The following is a 16,418-nucleotide window of genomic DNA, read 5'->3' as shown; positions in this document are numbered from 1 at the left end:
TTGCGGGCCCTTCTTTTTGGTGCAGAGTCCGGCCCGCAAAGCGAGGACAGGACAATGGGCTGGATGGACGACGCGATGGTGGAGCTGCGCCCCTGGATCGGGCGGGTGCGCATGGTGGAGGACGATCTCGGGATGATGGCCATCCGCCGGGTCGCCTCGACCTTCAACGTCGATCCCGACAGCATCGGGAGGGGCGACCTGCTGCCGCCGCACTGGTTCACCGTGTTCTTCGGCGAGACCATCGTGCAGGGCGAGCTCGGCCCCGACGGCCATCCCAACAAGGGCATCGTGCTGCCGCCGATCCCGATGCCGCGCCGCATGGGCGCCGGCCGGCGCGTCCAGATCATGGGCCGGCTGCGCGCCGGCGAGCCCGCGGTGAAGAAGGCCGAGGTCGCCGACATCGTCCCCAAGAGCGGCCGCTCGGGCGACATCTTCGTGCTGACCATGCGCCACACCATCGAGCAGGCGGGCGAGACCATCGCCGTCGACACCTTCGACGCGATCTACCGCCCCGCCGTGCCGCCCGGCCAGAAGACCACCCAGACCGTGCCGACCAAGGCGCGCACCGACCACGCGTGGAGCGAGACCACCGCGCTCCTCAACACGCTCAACTTCCGCTACGGCGCGATCACCTGGAACGCGCATCGGATCCACTACGACGGCGACTACACGCGTAGTGAGGAAGGCTATCCGGCGATCGTCTCCAACGGCGGCCTGTCGATGCATCTGATGGTCGACGCCGCGCTGAAGCATGCCAAGGGCACGCTGAGCGGCTACACCGCCCGCCTCGTCCATCCGCTGTGGGTCGGCGACCGCATCGAGGTGCGCGGCGAGACCCAGGTCGACGGCAAGCTCAAGCTCTGGGCGGCCGACCAGAACGGCACGCTGTGCGGCGAGATGGACCTGGAGTTCAAGCCGTGAGCGGGCCGCTCGACGGGGTCCGCGTCGTCGACCTGACGACCATCGTCATCGGCCCGATCTGCAGCCGCACGCTCGCCGACTACGGCGCCGACGTGATCAAGGTCGAGGCGCCGGGCGGCGACCTCTTGCGCACCATGGCCGAGGGCAGCCGCAATCCCGGCATGTCCGGCAAGTTCATCAACTTCAATCGCAACAAGCGCAGCATCGGCCTCGACATCAAGCAGCCCGAGGGCCTCGAGGCGCTGCTGCGCCTGATCGACAAGGCCGACGTGTTCGTGAGCAACGTGCGGCCCGACGCGCTGACCCGCGCCGGCCTCGACCATGCGAGCCTCAGCAAGCGCAACCCGCGCCTGATCCACTGCTCGATCCTGGCGTTCGGCCGCGGCGGCCGCTACTACGGCCGCCCCGCCTACGATCCGGTCATCCAGAGCCTGTCCGGCGTCGCCGGCACGATCGCCCGCGCCACCGGCGAGCCGCGCTTCGTGCCGATGGTGATGACCGACCACACCAGCGGCCTGATCGCTGCGCAGGCGATCGGCTTCGCGCTGTTCCGCCGCGAGAAGACCGGCAAGGGCGAGGCGATCGACGTGCCGATGCTCGAGAACATGGCCTCGTTCGTGTCGAGCGAGCATCTTGGAGCGGCGACCTTCGACCCGCCCGTGGGACCCACGGGCGATGGCCGTCTGCTCAGCCCCAACTACAAGCCGGTGCCGACCAAGGACGGCTACGTCACGGTGCGGCCCAACACCAACACCCAGGCCTTCGCCTTCTTCGACGCGATCGGCCGGCCCGAGCTCAAGACCGATCCGCGCTTCGACAGCGCCGCGTCGCGCACCAAGAACGCGGCTGCCTACTTCGAGGTCCAGGCGACCTGTCTCGGCCACAAGACGACCGACGAATGGGTCGAGCTGTTCGACAAGCTCGACGTTCCAGCGGCGCGCTACAACACCATCGACGACCTGATGACCGACCCGCACCTCGGGGATGTCGGCTTCTTCCGCGAGGAGCAGCATCCGAGCGAGGGCAAGATCCGCCGCAGCAAGCTCGCCAACGTCTTCTCGGGCGGCGCGCGCGAGAACGAGACGCACGCCCCGCTCTACGGCGAGCACACGCGCGAGATCCTGACGGAGATGGGCTACGGCACGGCCGACATCGACAAGATGGTGGCATCCAAAGCGGCGACAGTGGCTAAGCGCTAGAATCTCGCCGGACCGGGAGAATCAGAACGGCTTGTCGCCTTCGATGAGGACGCGCTGCATGATGCGGCGCTCGCCCATCGGGTAGTCGACGTCGACGCGGTGCATGGTGGCGCGGTTGTCCCACACCACGCAGTCGCCGACCGTCCACGCGTGACCGAAATGGTGGGCGGGCTTGCGCGCCTCGGCGGCGAGCTCGTCGAGCAGCTCGTCGCTCTCGGCGCGCTCCATCCCGAGGATGCGGTCAAGCCGGTTGAAGTTGAGATAGAGCGCCTTGCGGCCGGTGTCGGGATGGGTGCGGACTAGCGGATGCTCGACGTCGGGCGTCTCGGCGATCTCCTGCACCGTGCGCGTCGACGGCCGATTGCGAGCGCGCGGCGTGTCGTAGGCGTGCATCGCGCGCTTGCCGTCGATGCGCTTGCGGGTCGATTCGGGCAGCGCCTCGTAGACGGTGTGCATGTTGCAGAACCAGGTGCGGCCGCCGCGGCTCGGGGTTTCCATGTTGTGCAGCAGGGTCGCCTTGGCCGGCACCGCCATGTAGCTGTCGTCGGTGTGCCAGTCCTCCGAGCGCAGCGCCGTCTTGTCGGTCGTGCCGTCGGCCATCAGCGTGCTGACCATGGTCGAGACTTCCGGCACCTCGCCGTTGCGCTTGTAGCGCAGCAGCTGCGCGCGCGGCTTGCCGAAGGCGGCCGCAAAGTCGCGCATCAGCGGCGCCGTCATCGGCTGGCCCGGCACCACGACCAGCAGATGCTCGCCGAGCGCCTTGTTGAGCGCCTGCGCGACGTCGGGCTTGGTCGCGTCTTCCCAGCAGATGCCTTCGATGCGGGCGCCCAGCGGCGCGTCGAGCGGAACGACCTTCATGGCGAAAGCCTAGCGCGCAAACAGGGCGGAAACCAATTCCGTCATCCGGGCGCGCACGGCCTGGACCAGCGCGTGGGCTTTCTGCCAGGCCGGCAGCGACTTCACGAAGGCATAGGCGCGGTCGCGCCAGGCGAAGAACCTGGTGTCGGCCCAGGCGAACCACCGGATGCTCATCAGGGTCGGCCGCAGGATACGATAGAGCCGTGCCAGGATCGCCGTCGCCAGCACCTTGCCGAGGATAACCGAGCCCAGGGCCAGGGCGTACCGGCCGTGGACACCGAACCAGAAGGCCGCGAGCTTGACGGGCAGGATCAGGATCGACGGGGTCGCGAAGGTCAGCAACGCCCAGTAGGGCGGCAGCCGCATCAGCCAGGTTTCGAGCCGGGCGATCGGCGGCCAGGCCGCGATCGCCGCCGTCACCAGGTTCAGGTAGCGGATCAGCGTCTGCTCGAAGAAGACGATCGCCGCCGCGAACGGCACGAGCGCCATCTGGAGCGCGCGCTTCAGGTGCTGCTTCATGGCTGACGTATGTGGGGCGCGATCAAGGCGATTTCACGGGGATGATCGATACGCCCCGGCGTATCACGAACATGACCCTTCTGAAAATCCTGGCGACGGCTTTGGCCGCCCTCACCTTCACCCTGCTCGCGCTGCCGGGGTTCGCGGCCAACAGCAATGACGGCGTGACCAGCCCGCCGTCCAATCCGGGCGATCCCGCCGCCAAGCCGCGGCGACATCGCAAGCACCAGGGGCAGCACCGGCACCAGCGCCGGCAAAATCCGGACGGGAGCCCGCAGGCTCCCGCCCCTCAACAGGGGTGACGCCTACTCCGGCTTCACGCCGGCGGCCTTGACGGCCGGCACCCACTTGTCGATCGACGCCGTGAGCTGTTTGCGCAGCGCCTCGGGCGTCGCCTCTTCCTTGCTCGGCAGGTCGACCGCCAGCTCGGTCAGGCGCTTGCTGACGGCAGCGTCGGCCAGCGTCTTGCCCAGCGCCTCGTTGACCTTGGCGATCTGCTCCTTCGCCATGCCCTTGGGCCCGAAGAGGCCGTTCCAGATCGTGACCTCGTAGCCCTTGAGGCCGGCCTCGTCGATGGTCGGCACGTCGGGAAGCTGCGGCAGGCGCTTCAGCGTCGAGACGCCCAGCGCCTTGATGTTACCGCTGTTGATCTGCGGCAGCACGTTCACCGCCTGGTCGACCATGTAGTCGAACTGGCCGGAGACCAGGTCGTTCAGTGCCGGGCCGGTGCCCTTGTACGGGATCTCCAGCACCTCGACCTTCATCATGCTGTTCAGCATCAGGCCGCCGAGATGCGAGGCCGCGCCGATGCCGGCCATGCCGTACTGCACCTTCTTCTGGTTGGCCTTCACATAGGCCTGGAACTCCTGGAAGGTCTTGGCCGGCAGGTCCTTCTTGGTGACCAGCACCATCGGGTTGGTGCCGCCGAGCCCGATCGGCTCGAGGTCCTTCTGGCTGTCGTAGGGCAGCGACTTGTAGAGCGCGATGTTGACCGCCAGCGTGCCCATGTGGGTGAACAGCAGCGTGTAGCCGTCGCTGTTCGCCTTGGCGACCTTGTTGACGCCGATCGTGCCGCCGGCGCCGCCGATGTTCTCGACCACCAGTTGCTGGCCGAGATGCTCGCTCATCTTCTGGCAAAGCACGCGGGCCAGCGCGTCGGTCGGGCCGCCAGCCGCGAACGGAACGACCACGGTGATCGGCTTGGTCGGATAGCCCTGCGCCCAGGCGTTGGGAGCAAAGGCCGCGAGGCTGGCGGTAGCGCCCGCCAGCAGAGAACGACGTTGCAGTTTCATGTCACACCCCTTACGGGGCGGGCTGCTACACCGTCTTCACAAGTTCTGCAATAGCCGCGCCGACGGTTTTGGTGTCGCCGTTGCCGCCGAGGTCCTTGGTGCGGGGGCCGCCCTCGACAAGTGACGCTGCAATGGCTCTTTCGATGGCCTCCGCCGCCTCCGCATAGCCAAGATGTCGGACCATCATGGCGCCCGACCAGATCTGCCCGATCGGGTTGGCGATCCACTTGCCGGCGATGTCCGGGGCCGAGCCATGGACCGGCTCGAACATCGAGGGGAATTTGCGCTCCGGGTTGATATTCCCCGAGGGCGCCACGCCGATCGAGCCGGTCAGGGCGGGCCCGAGGTCCGACAGGATGTCGCCGAACAGGTTGGAGCCGACCACGACGTCGAACCAGTCCGGGTTGCGCACGAAATGCGCTGTCAGGATATCGATGTGATACTGGTCCGACTTGATGTTCGGGTACTTCTTCTTCATCGCGTCGAAGCGCTCGTCCCAGAACGGCATGGTGTGGATGATGCCGTTGGACTTGGTGGCTGAAGTAACGTGCTTCTTCTTGGTCGTGCTGGCGAAGTCGAAGGCGAACTTGAGCACGCGGTCGACGCCCTTGCGGGTGAAGATGGCCTGCTGAATGGCCATCTCGTCGTCGGTGCCCTGGAACATGCGGCCGCCGATCGAGCTGTACTCGCCCTCGGTGTTCTCGCGCACCACCCAGAAGTCGATATCGCCCGGCTTGCGGTTGGCGAGCGGGCTTGGCACGCCCTCGAACAGCCGCACCGGCCTGAGGTTGACGTACTCGTCGAACTCGCGGCGGATCGGGATCAACAGGCCCCACAGCGACACGTGATCGGGCACGCCCGGCCAGCCGACGGCGCCGAGGAAGATGCTCTCGTACTGCTTCAGCGTCTCCATGCCGTCGTCGGGCATCATCTTGCCGGTTTTGGCGAAGCGGTCGCACGACCAGTCGTACTCGGTGAACTCGAGCTGGAAGTTGAAGCGCCGCGCAGCGGCTTCGAGCACGCGCACGCCCTCCGGCAGAACTTCCTTGCCGATTCCGTCACCCGGAATGAGGGCGATCTTGTGCTTGGCCATGTGTTTCCTCTTTGGGCGCGACTTGACGGCCGCACCGTAAAGGAAACCATGGCAAGGTCCAATTGCTACGCTGCTGCTTTCGTGCCCTTGGCAGCTTTCTCGATCAGCGCAACCACCGCCTCGGGTTTCGACACGTAGATCGAGTGGCTGCCCTTAGCCTCAGCGACCGTCGCGCCAGCGCGCTTGGCCATGGCACGCTGTGCCTCGGGCGGGATCATCCTGTCGTCGGTCGCGACGAGGTACCAGCTCGGCTTGCGCCGCCAGGCCGCCTCCGTCACCGCGCCCTCCAGAGCAGTCACGCCCCAAGGCAGTTGGGCGGCGGCCATGAAGTCCGCCTTGTCCGCCGGCAGATCGGCGGCGAACGACGCGGCGAACTTGCTTCTGTCGAGCAGCAGATAGCCGTCCTGCGGCGGCATGATCGGCGGCACCGGAGCGCCGGGCGCGGGATCCTTGATGAGCGACGCCACCGACTCGCCGCGGTCCGGCGCGAAGGCCGTGATGTAGACCAACCCCGCGACCTTCGGATCATTGCCTGCTTCAGTGATCACGACGCCGCCGTATGAATGGCCGACAAGAATGACCGGACCCGTCGCCCCGGCCAGCGCGCGCTTGGTGGCCGCGACGTCATCGGGCAGCGACGTGGTCGGATTTTGGACGACGTACACGGTGTGGCCGTTCTTCTTGAGCAGGGCATAGACCTGTTCCCAGCCGGAGCCATCCACGAAGCCGCCGTGTATCAAAGCGATGTTGGCCATTCAGCACCTCCAAAGGGTCCGGCTTCTATGCAGGGGCATGGCACGGCGATCATGCACGAAACGGCCAAACGTGGAACGATCAGGACTATTCGCGTCTGGTCCGGCGCCATTTGCGCGGCGTGATGCCGATGGCTCGGGAGAACGTTCGCGTAAAGTGGCTCTGGTCCGCGAAGCCGCATTCGAGGGCGATGGCGCTCAGCGAAGCAGAGGATGACTCCAGGAGCTGCTTGGCTTTCTGCATGCGCCGGAACTGAAGCCACTGATAGGGCGCAATTCCAGTCGACTGCCGAAAGGCCCGCGTGAAGTGCCTGGTCGAAAGCTCACACGAGCGCGCGAGGACGTTCAGGCTGATGCCGCCGACAATGTGGGCTTCGAGCAGTTCTTTGGCGCGACGCTCTTGCCAGGGGGCAAGCCCCCCTCCCCATCTCTGGGGCAAGGCCGCGACGTCGCCGTACTTGTGCGCGACGTGAATCGAAAGCGCCAAGGCGACGTGGTCGACGAAGAGCTCGGGGGTTTCCTCCGGCCGTGCAGCGAAGGCCGGGCGCATGGACAGCAGCAGATCGCGGATGATCGGATCGCGAACGGTGGCACCCGGTGTATGGCGAAGCTCCTCGATATGCCGAGGGATGTCGCCGTCCTCGCCCATGGCCACGAGCGCCTTGTGGGGCAAATAGAAGTCGATCGCGTGGAAGGGGTCTCGCAGATCGGCCGTCAACTCCGTCCTCAAGTCGAAAATAGCGACGGCGCCCACATCAAAGTTCTTCGGCTGGATCAACCGGCCATCCGAGTACAGATCGAAATCGGGACACGTCCTCATCTGCAGCGCGACCACGAACGCGTCCTCGCACACGGACGACAGCCCGGCATTGCGACGCTCGCAATTGAGCTCGAGGAACGCCATGCCCGTATCCCGGGCCGCACGTGTCGTCAGCACCGGCGCATCCGGCAAACCGACGGCTTCAGCGACGGGATTTTTCGGGGGTTCCGACTCTGCCGAATCGCGCATGGGCCTGATCCGTTTGCAGCATTGCTCATCCGCGGCCTGCTTGACAATATGAATGGGCATTTACGGGAGTGTATAGTTATGGCCTTCGATCTGAAGATCACGGGCGGCACGATCGTCGATGGCACCGGCAAGCCGGGCTACACGGGCGACGTGGGGATCAAGGACGGCAAGGTCGTGGCCCTCGGTAAGGCCGACGGGCCGGCCACGACCACGATCGACGCGGCCGGCAAGGTCGTATCGCCGGGCTTCGTCGACGTGCACACCCATTACGACGCGCAGATCCTGTGGGATCGCCTGCTGTCGATCTCGCCCTGGCACGGCGTCACCACGACGGTGATCGGCAATTGCGGCTTCGGCGTTGCGCCGACCCGCGCCGCGCATCGCAAGATGATCATGCAGACCCTCGAGAAGGTCGAAGGCATGAGCCTCGAGGCGCTCGAAGCAGGTCTCGGCACGGCCTGGCCATTCGAGACCTTCCCGCAGTACCTCGACACACTCGAGAAGCGCGGCTCGGCGATCAACATTGCCGCGCTGTTCGGCCACACGCCGCTGCGCCTCTATGTCATGGGCGAGGAATCGACCGAGCGCGCCGCCACGCCGGACGAGATCGTGAAGATGAAGACGCTGGTGCGCGAGGCGATGGATGCCGGCGCGATCGGCTTCGGCACCTCGGTGTCGGTCAGCCACAACGGCTATGGCGGCAAGCCGGTGCCCAGCCGCCAGGCCACCGTCGAGGAGATGGACGCGCTGGTCTCCGTCATGGGCGAACTGAAGCGCGGCCTGATGCAGATCACCATCGGCCGCGATTTCTCGACCCGCCACATGGCCGAGGTCAGCCGCAAGTACGGCGTTCCGGTCACCTGGACTGCCCTGCTCTCCTACCTCTACGGCCCGGGCGGCCATCGCAGGCAGCTCGATCTTGCGGCCGAGCAGCGCAAGTCGGGCGCGCTGGTGATCCCGCAGGTGAGCTGCCGGCCGCTCAACTTCGAGTTCACCTTCGCCGAGCCGTTCATCTTCGACGTCATGAAATTCATGATCGAGCTCTCCCAAGCCGACGCCAAAGCGGCCGGCACCCGCCGCCGCGCCTATGCCGATCCGGCCTGGCGCGAGAAGCTGCGCAGCGAGGTCACGCCCCTGTTCCGCAACTGGTGGGACCGCGTCATCGTCGCTTGGTCGCCGTCGCATCGCGAGCTCGAGGAGCAGCCGTTGACGGCCGCCGCCGCGAAGCTCGGCAAGGACCCGGTCGACCTCGCGCTCGACATCGCGCTGGCCGACGACCTGCAGACCCGCTTCCGCATGGCCGTGATGAACTTCGACGAGAAGGAAGTCGCCGAGCTGATCACCGATCCCAACACCATCATCGCGCTGTCGGACGCGGGCGCGCATGCCAGCCAGCTCTGCGACGCCTGCTACTCCACCCACCTGCTTGCCCATTGGGTGCGCGAGCGCGGGACCTTCACCATCGAGCAGGCCGTGCACAACCTCACCCAGCGGCCGGCCGAGACCTTCGACATCACCGACCGCGGCGTGCTCGCCGAGGGCCGTCCCGCCGACGTCGTGGTGTTCGATCCCAGGACCGTCGGCCCCGGCCCGCTGAAGCGCGTCCACGACCTGCCGGCCGGCGCCGACCGCCTCGTCTCCGAGGCGCACGGCATCGCCGCCGTGATCGTCAACGGCCGTATCATCCGGCGCGACGGCAAGGACACCGTCGCTGCCAACGACCGCCTGCCCGGCCGCGTGCTTAGGAACGGCAAGGCGGCCTGAGGCCCTCCCCCTCCCGGCCTCCCCCGTCAGACGGGGGAGGTGGCCGAAGGCCGGAGGGGGAAGGCAACGCAAAAGCTTTCAACGGGAGGACATCATGATCCACGTCATCGCCATCATCACCGCCAAGCCCGGCAAGCGGGACGAGATCCTCGGCCATTTCCGCGCCAACGTGCCGGCGGTGCGCGCCGAGAAGGGCTGCATCGAGTACGGCGCCACGGTCGACACCGACGGCATGGGCTCGTTCCAGACCAAGTTCGGCCTCGACACCTTCGTCGTGGTCGAGAAGTGGGAGAGCACTGACGCGCTCAAGGCGCACTCCGCCGCGCCGCACATGGCCGCTTACGCGGCCAAGACGCGCGAGAACATCGCGAGCCGCGTCATCCACGTGCTCTCGCCGACTTGATCGCCGTAAGCGATCTGATCGGCATCAGCGACGACGACGTCGCCGCCTACGACCGCGACGGCGTCGTCTGTCTGCGCGGGCTGTTCGATTCGCATTGGATCGAGCGGATGCGCGCCGCGATCGAGCGCGACCTCGCCTCACCCGGCCCCAGCGCGACCAACTTCGCCGAGGGCAGCACGGCCGGAAAGTTCTTCGGCGACATGTTCATGTGGAAGTCCGATCCCGACTTCCGCGCCGCCGCGCTCGCCTCCCCCGCTCCCGCAGTAGCCGCCAGGCTGATGGGCTCGTCGGGCGCCGACTTCTTCTACGACCAGCTCTTCGTGAAGGAGCCGGGCACGGCCCATCCGACGCCGTGGCACCAGGACCAGCCCTACTGGCCGGTGAAGGGCTGGCAGATCACGTCGGTGTGGATCGCGCTCGATCCGATCGACCGCAGCAACGGTGCCGTCGAATTCATCGCCGGCTCGCACAAATGGGGCGTCAACTACCGGCCGACACCCTTTCGCAAGGGCCACGAGATCAAGTTCACATCGAGCGACCTGCAGCAGATCCCCGACATTGACGCCGATCGCAGCCGGTATGACATCCGCTGGTGGACCATGGCGCCGGGCGATTGCCTGGTCTTCCACGCCATGATCGTGCACGGCGCGCCTGGCAACGAAACAGGGGGCAACGACACGCCGGGCGCCCGCCGGCGCGGGCTGTCGCTGCGCTACACCGGCGACGATGCGCGCTACGATCCTCGGCCCGGGACCTTCCAGTTCCCGCACAAGCCGGATCTTGCGGCCGGCGCGCGCATGACGTGCGACTTGTTCCCGCGCGTGTGGCCGCGCCCGTCATAAGACTTTAGTCCACTGGCAGGGTCTTTGCCTGCGGCGTCATGATCGCGACATCTCCGATGCGCTAGATGCCGAGGCTGGAGAACGTGCCATGGCCCCCAAGACCGCAATGGGCTCCGAGCCGCAAGGCTCGCAGATTCGCCCCGATTTCGAGCGTATCGCATTGCTGCTGCAGGGCGGCGGCGCGCTGGGCTCCTACCAGGGCGGCGTCTACCAGGCGCTGGCCGAGGCCGATCTCCATCCGCATTGGGTTGCCGGCATCTCGATCGGCGCCATCAACGCCGCCCTGATCGCCGGCAACGCGCCGCAGCGGCGGGTCGAGCGCCTGCGCACCTTCTGGGAGACCGTCACCGAAGGGCCGTTCGGCGTGCACTATCTCGTGCCGCGCGAGATCAAGAACGACCAAGTCCACCAGCTCGTCAACCAGAGCCGCGCCATGGGCGCGCTGCTGTGGGGCGCGCCGGGCTTCTTCAAGCCGCGTATCCCGCCGCCGATCTTCCTGCCGACCAGCAGCATCGGCGACCTGGGCTTCTACGACGTCTCGCCGCTCAAGACGCTGCTCGGGCAGCTGGTCGATTTCGACCGGGTCAACTCGGGCGAGATGCGGCTCAGCGTCGGCGCCACCCACGTCAAGAGCGGCAACGGCGTCACTTTCGACACCCTCCGGTGCCCGATCGGCCCCGAGCACATCATGGCCAGCGGCTCGCTGCCGCCAGGCTTCCCGGCGACCGAGATCGACGGCGAGTTCTACTGGGACGGCGGCGTCGTCTCCAACACGCCGCTGCAATGGGTGCTCGATGCCTCGCCGCGCCAGGACACGCTCGCCTTCCAGATCGACCTGTGGAGCGCGCGCGGCGAGCTGCCGCGCGACATGGTCGAGGTCGACACGCGGCTCAAGGACATTCGCTACTCCAGCCGCACGCGCCTGGGCACCGACCAGTTCCGTCGCATGCAGAAGCTGCGGCGCGCCACCGCCAAGCTGCTGGCCCAGATGCCCGAAGAGCTACGTAACACGCCCGAAGGCCAGCTGCTTGCCGGCGAGGCGGACGAGAAGGTCTACAACATCATCCAGATGATCTATCGCACGCGGGTCTACGAGGGCGCCTCGAAGGACTACGAGTTCTCCCGCCGCACGATGGAAGAGCATTGGGCGGCCGGCTACCGCGACATGACGCGCACGCTCGCCTACCCCGAGGTGCTCGAGCGGCCCCAGAGCCCCGACGGCGTGTTCACCTTCGATCTCAAGCGCCAACCCGGTGAATAAGAAAGGACGTCCATGGCTCGCTTCGACAAGCAGGTCGGCATCATCACCGGCGCCGCCAGCGGCATCGGCAAGGAGATCGCGCTGCGCTATGCCGCCGACGGCGGCACGCCGGTGATCGCCGATCTCAACCTCGATGCCGCCAGGGCAACGGCCGAGGAGATCAAGGGCAAGGGCGGCGACGCCTTCGCGGTCGCCATGAACGTGATCGACGAGGACGCCGTGACCGGGGGTGTCGACGAGGTCATGAACAAGTACGGCCGCATCGACCTGCTGGTCAGCAACGCCGGTATCCAGATCGTCCATCCGCTGGTCGACTTCCCTTACGCCGACTGGAAGAAGCTGCTGTCGATCCATCTCGACGGCGCCTTCCTGACGACCAAGGCCTGCCTCAAGCACATGTACGCCGCCAAGTCCGGCGCTATCGTCTACATGGGCTCGGTGCACTCCAAGGAAGCCTCGCGGCTGAAGGCGCCCTACGTGACCGCCAAGCACGGGCTGGTCGGGCTGTGCAAGGTGGTGGCCAAGGAAGGCGCGGAGTTCCATGTCCGCGCCAACGTCGTCTGCCCGGGCTTCGTGCGCACGCCGCTGGTCGACAAGCAGATCCCAGAGCAGGCGCGCGAGCTGCACATCAGCGAGGAACAGGTGATCAAGACCATCATGCTGAATGACACCGTGGACGGCGAGTTCACCACCACCGACGACGTCGCCGACTGCGTGCTGTTCTTCGCCGGCGCCAAGACCAACGCTTTGACCGGCCAGTCGATCGTGGTCAGCCACGGCTGGTTCATGCAGTAGACACAGGCAATAGTGTACGGCCGTGCGGTCGGTAAAATGGCGCATGGCCGCCCATCAACACCACGATCACGATCATTCCGGGCATGACCACTCCGGACATAGACACGGCCCGGGCGGGCATTCGCACAGCCATGCCCCGGCGAACTTCGACCGCGCCTTCCTGATCGGCATCACGCTGAATGTCGGCTTCGTGATCGTCGAGGCCGTCTACGGTTTCCTCGCCAACTCGCTCGCCCTGCTGGCCGATGCCGGCCACAATCTCGGCGACGTGCTAGGCCTGCTGCTGGCTTGGGTCGCCGCTTCGCTGGCCAAGCGCAAGCCGAGCGCGCGCTTCACCTACGGCATGAAGCGCACGCCGATCCTGGCGTCGCTCGCCAACGCCATGCTGCTGCTGGTGGCGAGCGGCGCCATCATCTACGAGGCGATCAACCGCCTGCAGTCGCCGGCCCCGGTCGCCGAGATGACGGTGATCTGGGTGGCCCTGGTCGGCATCGTGATCAACGGCGTCACGGCCCTGGGCTTCGTGGCCGGCCGCAAGAACGACATCAACATCCGCGGCGCCTTTCTGCACATGGTGGCCGACGCGGTGGTGTCGTTGGGTGTCGTGTTGAGCGGTTTGCTGGTGCTGTTCACCGGCTGGCTGTGGGTCGACCCGGCCGTGTCGATAATCGTCGCCGTCGTGATCGTGGTCGGCACCTGGTCGCTGCTGAAGGAGTCGGTCAGCCTGTCGCTCGACGCCGTGCCGGCCAGCATCGACCGCACCGCCATCGAGCGATACCTGACCGGGCTGCCCGGCGTCTCAGAGGTGCACGACCTGCACATCTGGCCGATGAGCACGACCGAGGTCGCCCTCACCGCCCATCTGGTTCGTCCCGGGGCGCCGCTCGACGACAGCCTGCTGTCGCAGGCCTGTCGCGATCTCTCGACGCGCTTCGGCATCCAGCACGCGACCTTGCAGATCGAAGCCGGCGATCCCGCGCATCCTTGCACACTGGCGCCGTCGGAGGTCGTCTAGGGCGGCGTGCCCTTGAAGCGCGGCCATGATCTTCCGCGCCCCTCGAGGCTCGCCTGCGCCCCTGTCGATGGCAATCAGGTCATTGGATCGATGGTCGAGGATCGGATCCTCGACCGTTGCCGAACCGGTTAGCCGCGGACAGGCGGAGGCGGCGGCGGAGGCGGCGGCGCGGCAGCCGGTTGCGGCGGCGGCGGAGCCGGCTGCGGCGAGGAACATCCCGCAAGCAGTGCCGCCGGGATCACGACTGCAAGCAGCGCGATAGTGCGCAACTGCCTGAAGTGAGCCACTTTTTCAGACATCATTTTCTCCACGGTTGAGGGACGCCAGTACAACACAACAATCGGAGGATGATCGAGGGTAAACGTCGAAGGGGCATTCCGGTTCCCGCCCCATGGCGCCAAATATCGTGCTTTGGTCGCCGCAACCTCTGCGGGATGGGCCCCCGGCGGCGCATGCCGGAGGGCCGAACAATGAATATCTTGCTTTTGCTGCCGCGTGAAGCAAGCTCGTTCCGTGCAACTCGATCCGGAACCGCGCACGCGTATCGCCATTGTTCACCCAATGGCCGCGCAAGACCTGGCGGGATCGCGCTGTCGGTGAGGGTCCCTTGTTCCAATCCTGCAGCTTCTCGATGAGGGGCCTCCTGGCGCGCATCGGACCGATTGCAGGCGGCGCGATTGCGCTCGCCGCAGCGGCATGTGCACCTACCGATCCGACGGTTCCCGCAGCGGACCAGGGGCCGCCGACAGCGCTCGTGTCGGCACCGCCCGCCCCGATGGCAGCGCATGCCAAAACCGAGCTCGGCGACCTGATCGAGAGCGCGCCCAGGCCGGTCGTCGCGGGTGAACGGCTGAACGTCGAATTGCTGCGGCGCTTCTACGCGCGCCATGGCTTTGCGCCCGTCTGGACGACCCGGCAGTCGCAAGCGGATTCACTGATCAATGCCGTGTCGCGCGCCGACGATCATGGCCTCGCCCCCGAGCTGTTCCATGCCGATTTGCTGCGGTCGTCGTCAAAGTTGCCGACGCTTGACCGGGAACTGTTGCTGTCGAACGCCTTCCTCTCCTATGCCGACGCGCTGGCGCGCGGAGTCATGCCGGCTGAGCGCCGAAGAGATGACCAGGTTCTGGCGCCCGAGCCGGTCGATGTCGCGGCCGTGCTGGACGCCGCTATCGGAAGCCCCGATCCCGCGGCGGTGATCGAAGCGCTGGCACCGAAGACGTCGACCTACCGTGCGCTGCGGCAGGCCTTGTACGATTTTCGCGCGGGCATCCCGGTCGGCGGCAGGACCGCGACGACCGGCCTGCGCGAAGTTCGCGTGAACCTCGAGCGCGAACGCTGGCTGCCGCGGCGGCTGCCGGCGGACCGCGTCTGGGTCAACGCTGCCGACCAGCGGCTGGTGATGTACCGCGACGATCGGCCGGCCTTCTCGACGCGGGTGGTTGTCGGCCAAGCCGAGAGACGCAATCAGAGCCCGGAGTTCCAGGCCTCGATCGATGCCATCTGGTTCAACCCGCCCTGGGTCGTCCCGGAGGACATTGCCAGGGACGAGATCCTGCCGAAGGCCAGCCAGGACCCGGATTATCTGGCACGGCACAACATGGTTCTGCTGCCCAATGGCACCCTGCAGCAGTCGGCGGGAGTCAGCTCGGGGCTCGGGCAATTGCTGTTCGACATGAAGAACCGCTTCGACGTCTACCTGCACGATACCCCGTCGAAGGATCTGTTCGGCCGCGACGACCGCCGCGTCAGTCATGGATGCATCAGGGTGGAAAACTCACAGACGCTGGCCGCCCTGCTGATGCAGCAGCCGGCCGCTGCAATCGATCGAGCGACGGCGACCGGCAGCACCAACCGGCGCAGTCTGCCCAAGCCGGTGCCGGTATTCGTGGTCTACGAGACCGCGTTCGCGGATGTCGACGGCAAGCTGCAATTTCGCGCCGATGTCTACGGGCGCGACGACGAGGTCTGGCAGCAGCTGAATCCGAAGTCGCGAATGATGGCGGAACGCTGACCTCGATCGTCAGCCCGGCATCTTCACGACGCCGCGCACCGCCACCTCGAGCATGCCCTCGATCAGCGCATCGCGCCGCGTCCACGGGAATTCCGGATTGTTGATGATCGCCGCGACCAGGCCGTGCAGGCACATCCACACCAGCTCGGCGGCGGTGTCGACCGGGTAGTTGAGCGCGTAGCCGCTGTTCTCGATCTCGCGGAAGATGCCCATCAGTCGCGAGAAGGCGATCGCGCCCTGCGCGCCCGGCTCCTCGGGATCGAGGCCGGCGGTGTCGGGCTTGTGGCCGCGCTTCTTGATCTTGTCCGGCGTGTTGCCGGACATGAAGGTCAGCCAGTACTGCCGCGGATGCTCGAGCGCGAAGCGGATGTAGGCGGTGCCGCAGCGGCGCAGGCGGGCGATCGGCGCCACGTCCTCCTTCTCCATCCCGTCCATGACCTCGTTGAGCGAGCGGAAGGTCTGGTCGCAGAGCGCCAGCATGATGGCGTCCTTGTCCTTGAAATAGAGATAGAGCGCCGGCGCCGACACGCCGACCAGGTCGGCGATCCGGCGGATCGTCGTCGCCTCGTAGCCGTCGCGCAGGAACAGCTCCTGCGCGGCCATGAGGATCTCCTCGCGGCGGGTATGCCCCTCGCCGCGGCGCTTACGGGTGCCGGCGGAAATCGTGGACAAAGCGCGTTC

At 66.7% G+C, this 16,418-nt stretch carries 17 protein-coding genes; 10 read left to right on the top strand and 7 right to left on the bottom strand.

Going from position 1 to position 16,418, the window contains the following annotated elements; translation table 11 throughout:
- Window positions 1-63: 63 nt before the first annotated feature.
- The gene (locus J0J01_RS09695) at window positions 64-921 is read left to right on the top strand and encodes a hypothetical protein (RefSeq protein WP_296380073.1); all 858 of its coding nucleotides are present in this window, start codon (window positions 64-66) and stop codon (window positions 919-921) included.
- Window positions 918-2,120: a CoA transferase gene (locus tag J0J01_RS09690; RefSeq protein WP_296380072.1), complete on the top strand. Its 1,203-nt coding sequence runs from the start codon at window positions 918-920 to the stop codon at window positions 2,118-2,120. Before J0J01_RS09695 ends, J0J01_RS09690 begins: the two co-directional genes overlap by 4 nt.
- Before the next feature lie 21 nt (window positions 2,121-2,141).
- Here J0J01_RS09690 and J0J01_RS09685 read toward each other — a convergent pair whose 3' ends face one another.
- Both J0J01_RS09685 and J0J01_RS09680 read right to left on the bottom strand, forming a co-directional pair.
- The gene (locus J0J01_RS09685; RefSeq protein ID WP_296380071.1) at window positions 2,142-2,978 is read right to left on the bottom strand and encodes a TauD/TfdA family dioxygenase; all 837 of its coding nucleotides are present in this window, start codon (window positions 2,976-2,978) and stop codon (window positions 2,142-2,144) included.
- Window positions 2,979-2,987: 9 nt separating this feature from the next.
- Complete coding sequence (locus J0J01_RS09680) at window positions 2,988-3,497, bottom strand: hypothetical protein (RefSeq protein ID WP_296380070.1); 510 nt, start codon at window positions 3,495-3,497, stop codon at window positions 2,988-2,990.
- A gap of 41 nt (window positions 3,498-3,538) precedes the next feature.
- Here J0J01_RS09680 and J0J01_RS09675 point away from each other — a divergent pair, with 41 nt between their 5' ends.
- The gene (locus J0J01_RS09675) at window positions 3,539-3,799 is read left to right on the top strand and encodes a hypothetical protein (protein WP_296380069.1); all 261 of its coding nucleotides are present in this window, start codon (window positions 3,539-3,541) and stop codon (window positions 3,797-3,799) included.
- 3 nt (window positions 3,800-3,802) lie between these two features.
- Here the strand turns inward: J0J01_RS09675 and J0J01_RS09670 are convergent, their stop codons facing one another.
- The 4 genes from J0J01_RS09670 to J0J01_RS09655 all read right to left on the bottom strand — a co-directional run bounded on the left by J0J01_RS09670 (window position 3,803) and on the right by J0J01_RS09655 (window position 7,703).
- Window positions 3,803-4,789 carry a tripartite tricarboxylate transporter substrate-binding protein gene (locus J0J01_RS09670; RefSeq protein ID WP_296380068.1) on the bottom strand — a complete coding sequence of 329 codons (987 nt, stop codon included), beginning with the start codon at window positions 4,787-4,789 and terminating at the stop codon, window positions 3,803-3,805.
- 25 nt (window positions 4,790-4,814) lie between these two features.
- Window positions 4,815-5,882, bottom strand: coding sequence for a tartrate dehydrogenase (locus tag J0J01_RS09665; protein WP_296380067.1), 1,068 nt, complete (start codon window positions 5,880-5,882; stop codon window positions 4,815-4,817).
- A gap of 65 nt (window positions 5,883-5,947) precedes the next feature.
- Complete coding sequence (locus J0J01_RS09660; protein ID WP_296380066.1) at window positions 5,948-6,637, bottom strand: alpha/beta hydrolase; 690 nt, start codon at window positions 6,635-6,637, stop codon at window positions 5,948-5,950.
- 85 nt (window positions 6,638-6,722) lie between these two features.
- Complete coding sequence (locus tag J0J01_RS09655) at window positions 6,723-7,703, bottom strand: AraC family transcriptional regulator (RefSeq protein WP_296380065.1); 981 nt, start codon at window positions 7,701-7,703, stop codon at window positions 6,723-6,725.
- An 18-nt stretch (window positions 7,704-7,721) separates the two neighbouring features.
- On the opposite strand from J0J01_RS09655, the gene J0J01_RS09650 reads away from it, so the two are divergent.
- From J0J01_RS09650 to J0J01_RS09620, 7 genes are all read left to right on the top strand, one after another.
- On the top strand, window positions 7,722-9,407 hold the full coding sequence (locus J0J01_RS09650) for an amidohydrolase family protein (RefSeq protein WP_296380064.1): 1,686 nt from the start codon (window positions 7,722-7,724) through the stop codon (window positions 9,405-9,407).
- Window positions 9,408-9,501: 94 nt separating this feature from the next.
- Window positions 9,502-9,810, top strand: coding sequence for a putative quinol monooxygenase (locus tag J0J01_RS09645; protein WP_296380063.1), 309 nt, complete (start codon window positions 9,502-9,504; stop codon window positions 9,808-9,810).
- Window positions 9,807-10,652 carry a phytanoyl-CoA dioxygenase family protein gene (locus tag J0J01_RS09640; RefSeq protein WP_296380062.1) on the top strand — a complete coding sequence of 282 codons (846 nt, stop codon included), beginning with the start codon at window positions 9,807-9,809 and terminating at the stop codon, window positions 10,650-10,652. The genes J0J01_RS09645 and J0J01_RS09640 overlap by 4 nt, the downstream gene beginning before the upstream one ends.
- 88 nt (window positions 10,653-10,740) lie before the next feature.
- Window positions 10,741-11,913, top strand: a complete 1,173-nt coding sequence (locus J0J01_RS09635) for a patatin-like phospholipase family protein (protein WP_296380061.1) — start codon at window positions 10,741-10,743, stop codon at window positions 11,911-11,913.
- A 12-nt stretch (window positions 11,914-11,925) separates the two neighbouring features.
- The gene (locus J0J01_RS09630; protein ID WP_296380060.1) at window positions 11,926-12,708 is read left to right on the top strand and encodes a 3-hydroxybutyrate dehydrogenase; all 783 of its coding nucleotides are present in this window, start codon (window positions 11,926-11,928) and stop codon (window positions 12,706-12,708) included.
- 43 nt (window positions 12,709-12,751) lie between these two features.
- Window positions 12,752-13,723, top strand: coding sequence for a cation diffusion facilitator family transporter (locus tag J0J01_RS09625; protein WP_296380059.1), 972 nt, complete (start codon window positions 12,752-12,754; stop codon window positions 13,721-13,723).
- A gap of 631 nt (window positions 13,724-14,354) precedes the next feature.
- Complete coding sequence (locus tag J0J01_RS09620) at window positions 14,355-15,737, top strand: L,D-transpeptidase family protein (protein WP_296380058.1); 1,383 nt, start codon at window positions 14,355-14,357, stop codon at window positions 15,735-15,737.
- Window positions 15,738-15,746: 9 nt separating this feature from the next.
- Here the strand turns inward: J0J01_RS09620 and J0J01_RS09615 are convergent, their stop codons facing one another.
- Window positions 15,747-16,340, bottom strand: coding sequence for a TetR/AcrR family transcriptional regulator (locus J0J01_RS09615; protein ID WP_296380057.1), 594 nt, complete (start codon window positions 16,338-16,340; stop codon window positions 15,747-15,749).
- Window positions 16,341-16,418 lie beyond the last annotated feature (78 nt).

Source organism: Reyranella sp. (genome assembly GCF_017305915.1).
Classification (GTDB): domain Bacteria; phylum Pseudomonadota; class Alphaproteobacteria; order Reyranellales; family Reyranellaceae; genus Reyranella.
The sequence above is the reverse complement of the archived record's forward strand: the minus strand, read 5'-3'. Positions and strand labels throughout refer to the sequence as shown.

What these genes read in the sequence shown, in the direction of transcription:
- J0J01_RS09620 (WP_296380058.1), top strand. Translation starts at nt 14,355, where the DNA reads ATGAGGGGCCTCCTGGCGCGCATCGGACCGATTGCAGGCGGCGCGATT.
- J0J01_RS09670 (WP_296380068.1), bottom strand. Translation starts at nt 4,789, where the DNA reads ATGAAACTGCAACGTCGTTCTCTGCTGGCGGGCGCTACCGCCAGCCTC.
- J0J01_RS09685 (WP_296380071.1), bottom strand. Translation starts at nt 2,978, where the DNA reads ATGAAGGTCGTTCCGCTCGACGCGCCGCTGGGCGCCCGCATCGAAGGC.
- J0J01_RS09625 (WP_296380059.1), top strand. Translation starts at nt 12,752, where the DNA reads ATGGCCGCCCATCAACACCACGATCACGATCATTCCGGGCATGACCAC.
- J0J01_RS09615 (WP_296380057.1), bottom strand. Translation starts at nt 16,340, where the DNA reads ATGGCCGCGCAGGAGCTGTTCCTGCGCGACGGCTACGAGGCGACGACG.
- J0J01_RS09680 (WP_296380070.1), bottom strand. Translation starts at nt 3,497, where the DNA reads ATGAAGCAGCACCTGAAGCGCGCGCTCCAGATGGCGCTCGTGCCGTTC.
- J0J01_RS09650 (WP_296380064.1), top strand. Translation starts at nt 7,722, where the DNA reads ATGGCCTTCGATCTGAAGATCACGGGCGGCACGATCGTCGATGGCACC.
- J0J01_RS09645 (WP_296380063.1), top strand. Translation starts at nt 9,502, where the DNA reads ATGATCCACGTCATCGCCATCATCACCGCCAAGCCCGGCAAGCGGGAC.
- J0J01_RS09665 (WP_296380067.1), bottom strand. Translation starts at nt 5,882, where the DNA reads ATGGCCAAGCACAAGATCGCCCTCATTCCGGGTGACGGAATCGGCAAG.
- J0J01_RS09655 (WP_296380065.1), bottom strand. Translation starts at nt 7,703, where the DNA reads ATGCCCATTCATATTGTCAAGCAGGCCGCGGATGAGCAATGCTGCAAA.
- J0J01_RS09675 (WP_296380069.1), top strand. Translation starts at nt 3,539, where the DNA reads ATGATCGATACGCCCCGGCGTATCACGAACATGACCCTTCTGAAAATC.
- J0J01_RS09630 (WP_296380060.1), top strand. Translation starts at nt 11,926, where the DNA reads ATGGCTCGCTTCGACAAGCAGGTCGGCATCATCACCGGCGCCGCCAGC.
- J0J01_RS09660 (WP_296380066.1), bottom strand. Translation starts at nt 6,637, where the DNA reads ATGGCCAACATCGCTTTGATACACGGCGGCTTCGTGGATGGCTCCGGC.
- J0J01_RS09635 (WP_296380061.1), top strand. Translation starts at nt 10,741, where the DNA reads ATGGCCCCCAAGACCGCAATGGGCTCCGAGCCGCAAGGCTCGCAGATT.
- J0J01_RS09695 (WP_296380073.1), top strand. Translation starts at nt 64, where the DNA reads ATGGACGACGCGATGGTGGAGCTGCGCCCCTGGATCGGGCGGGTGCGC.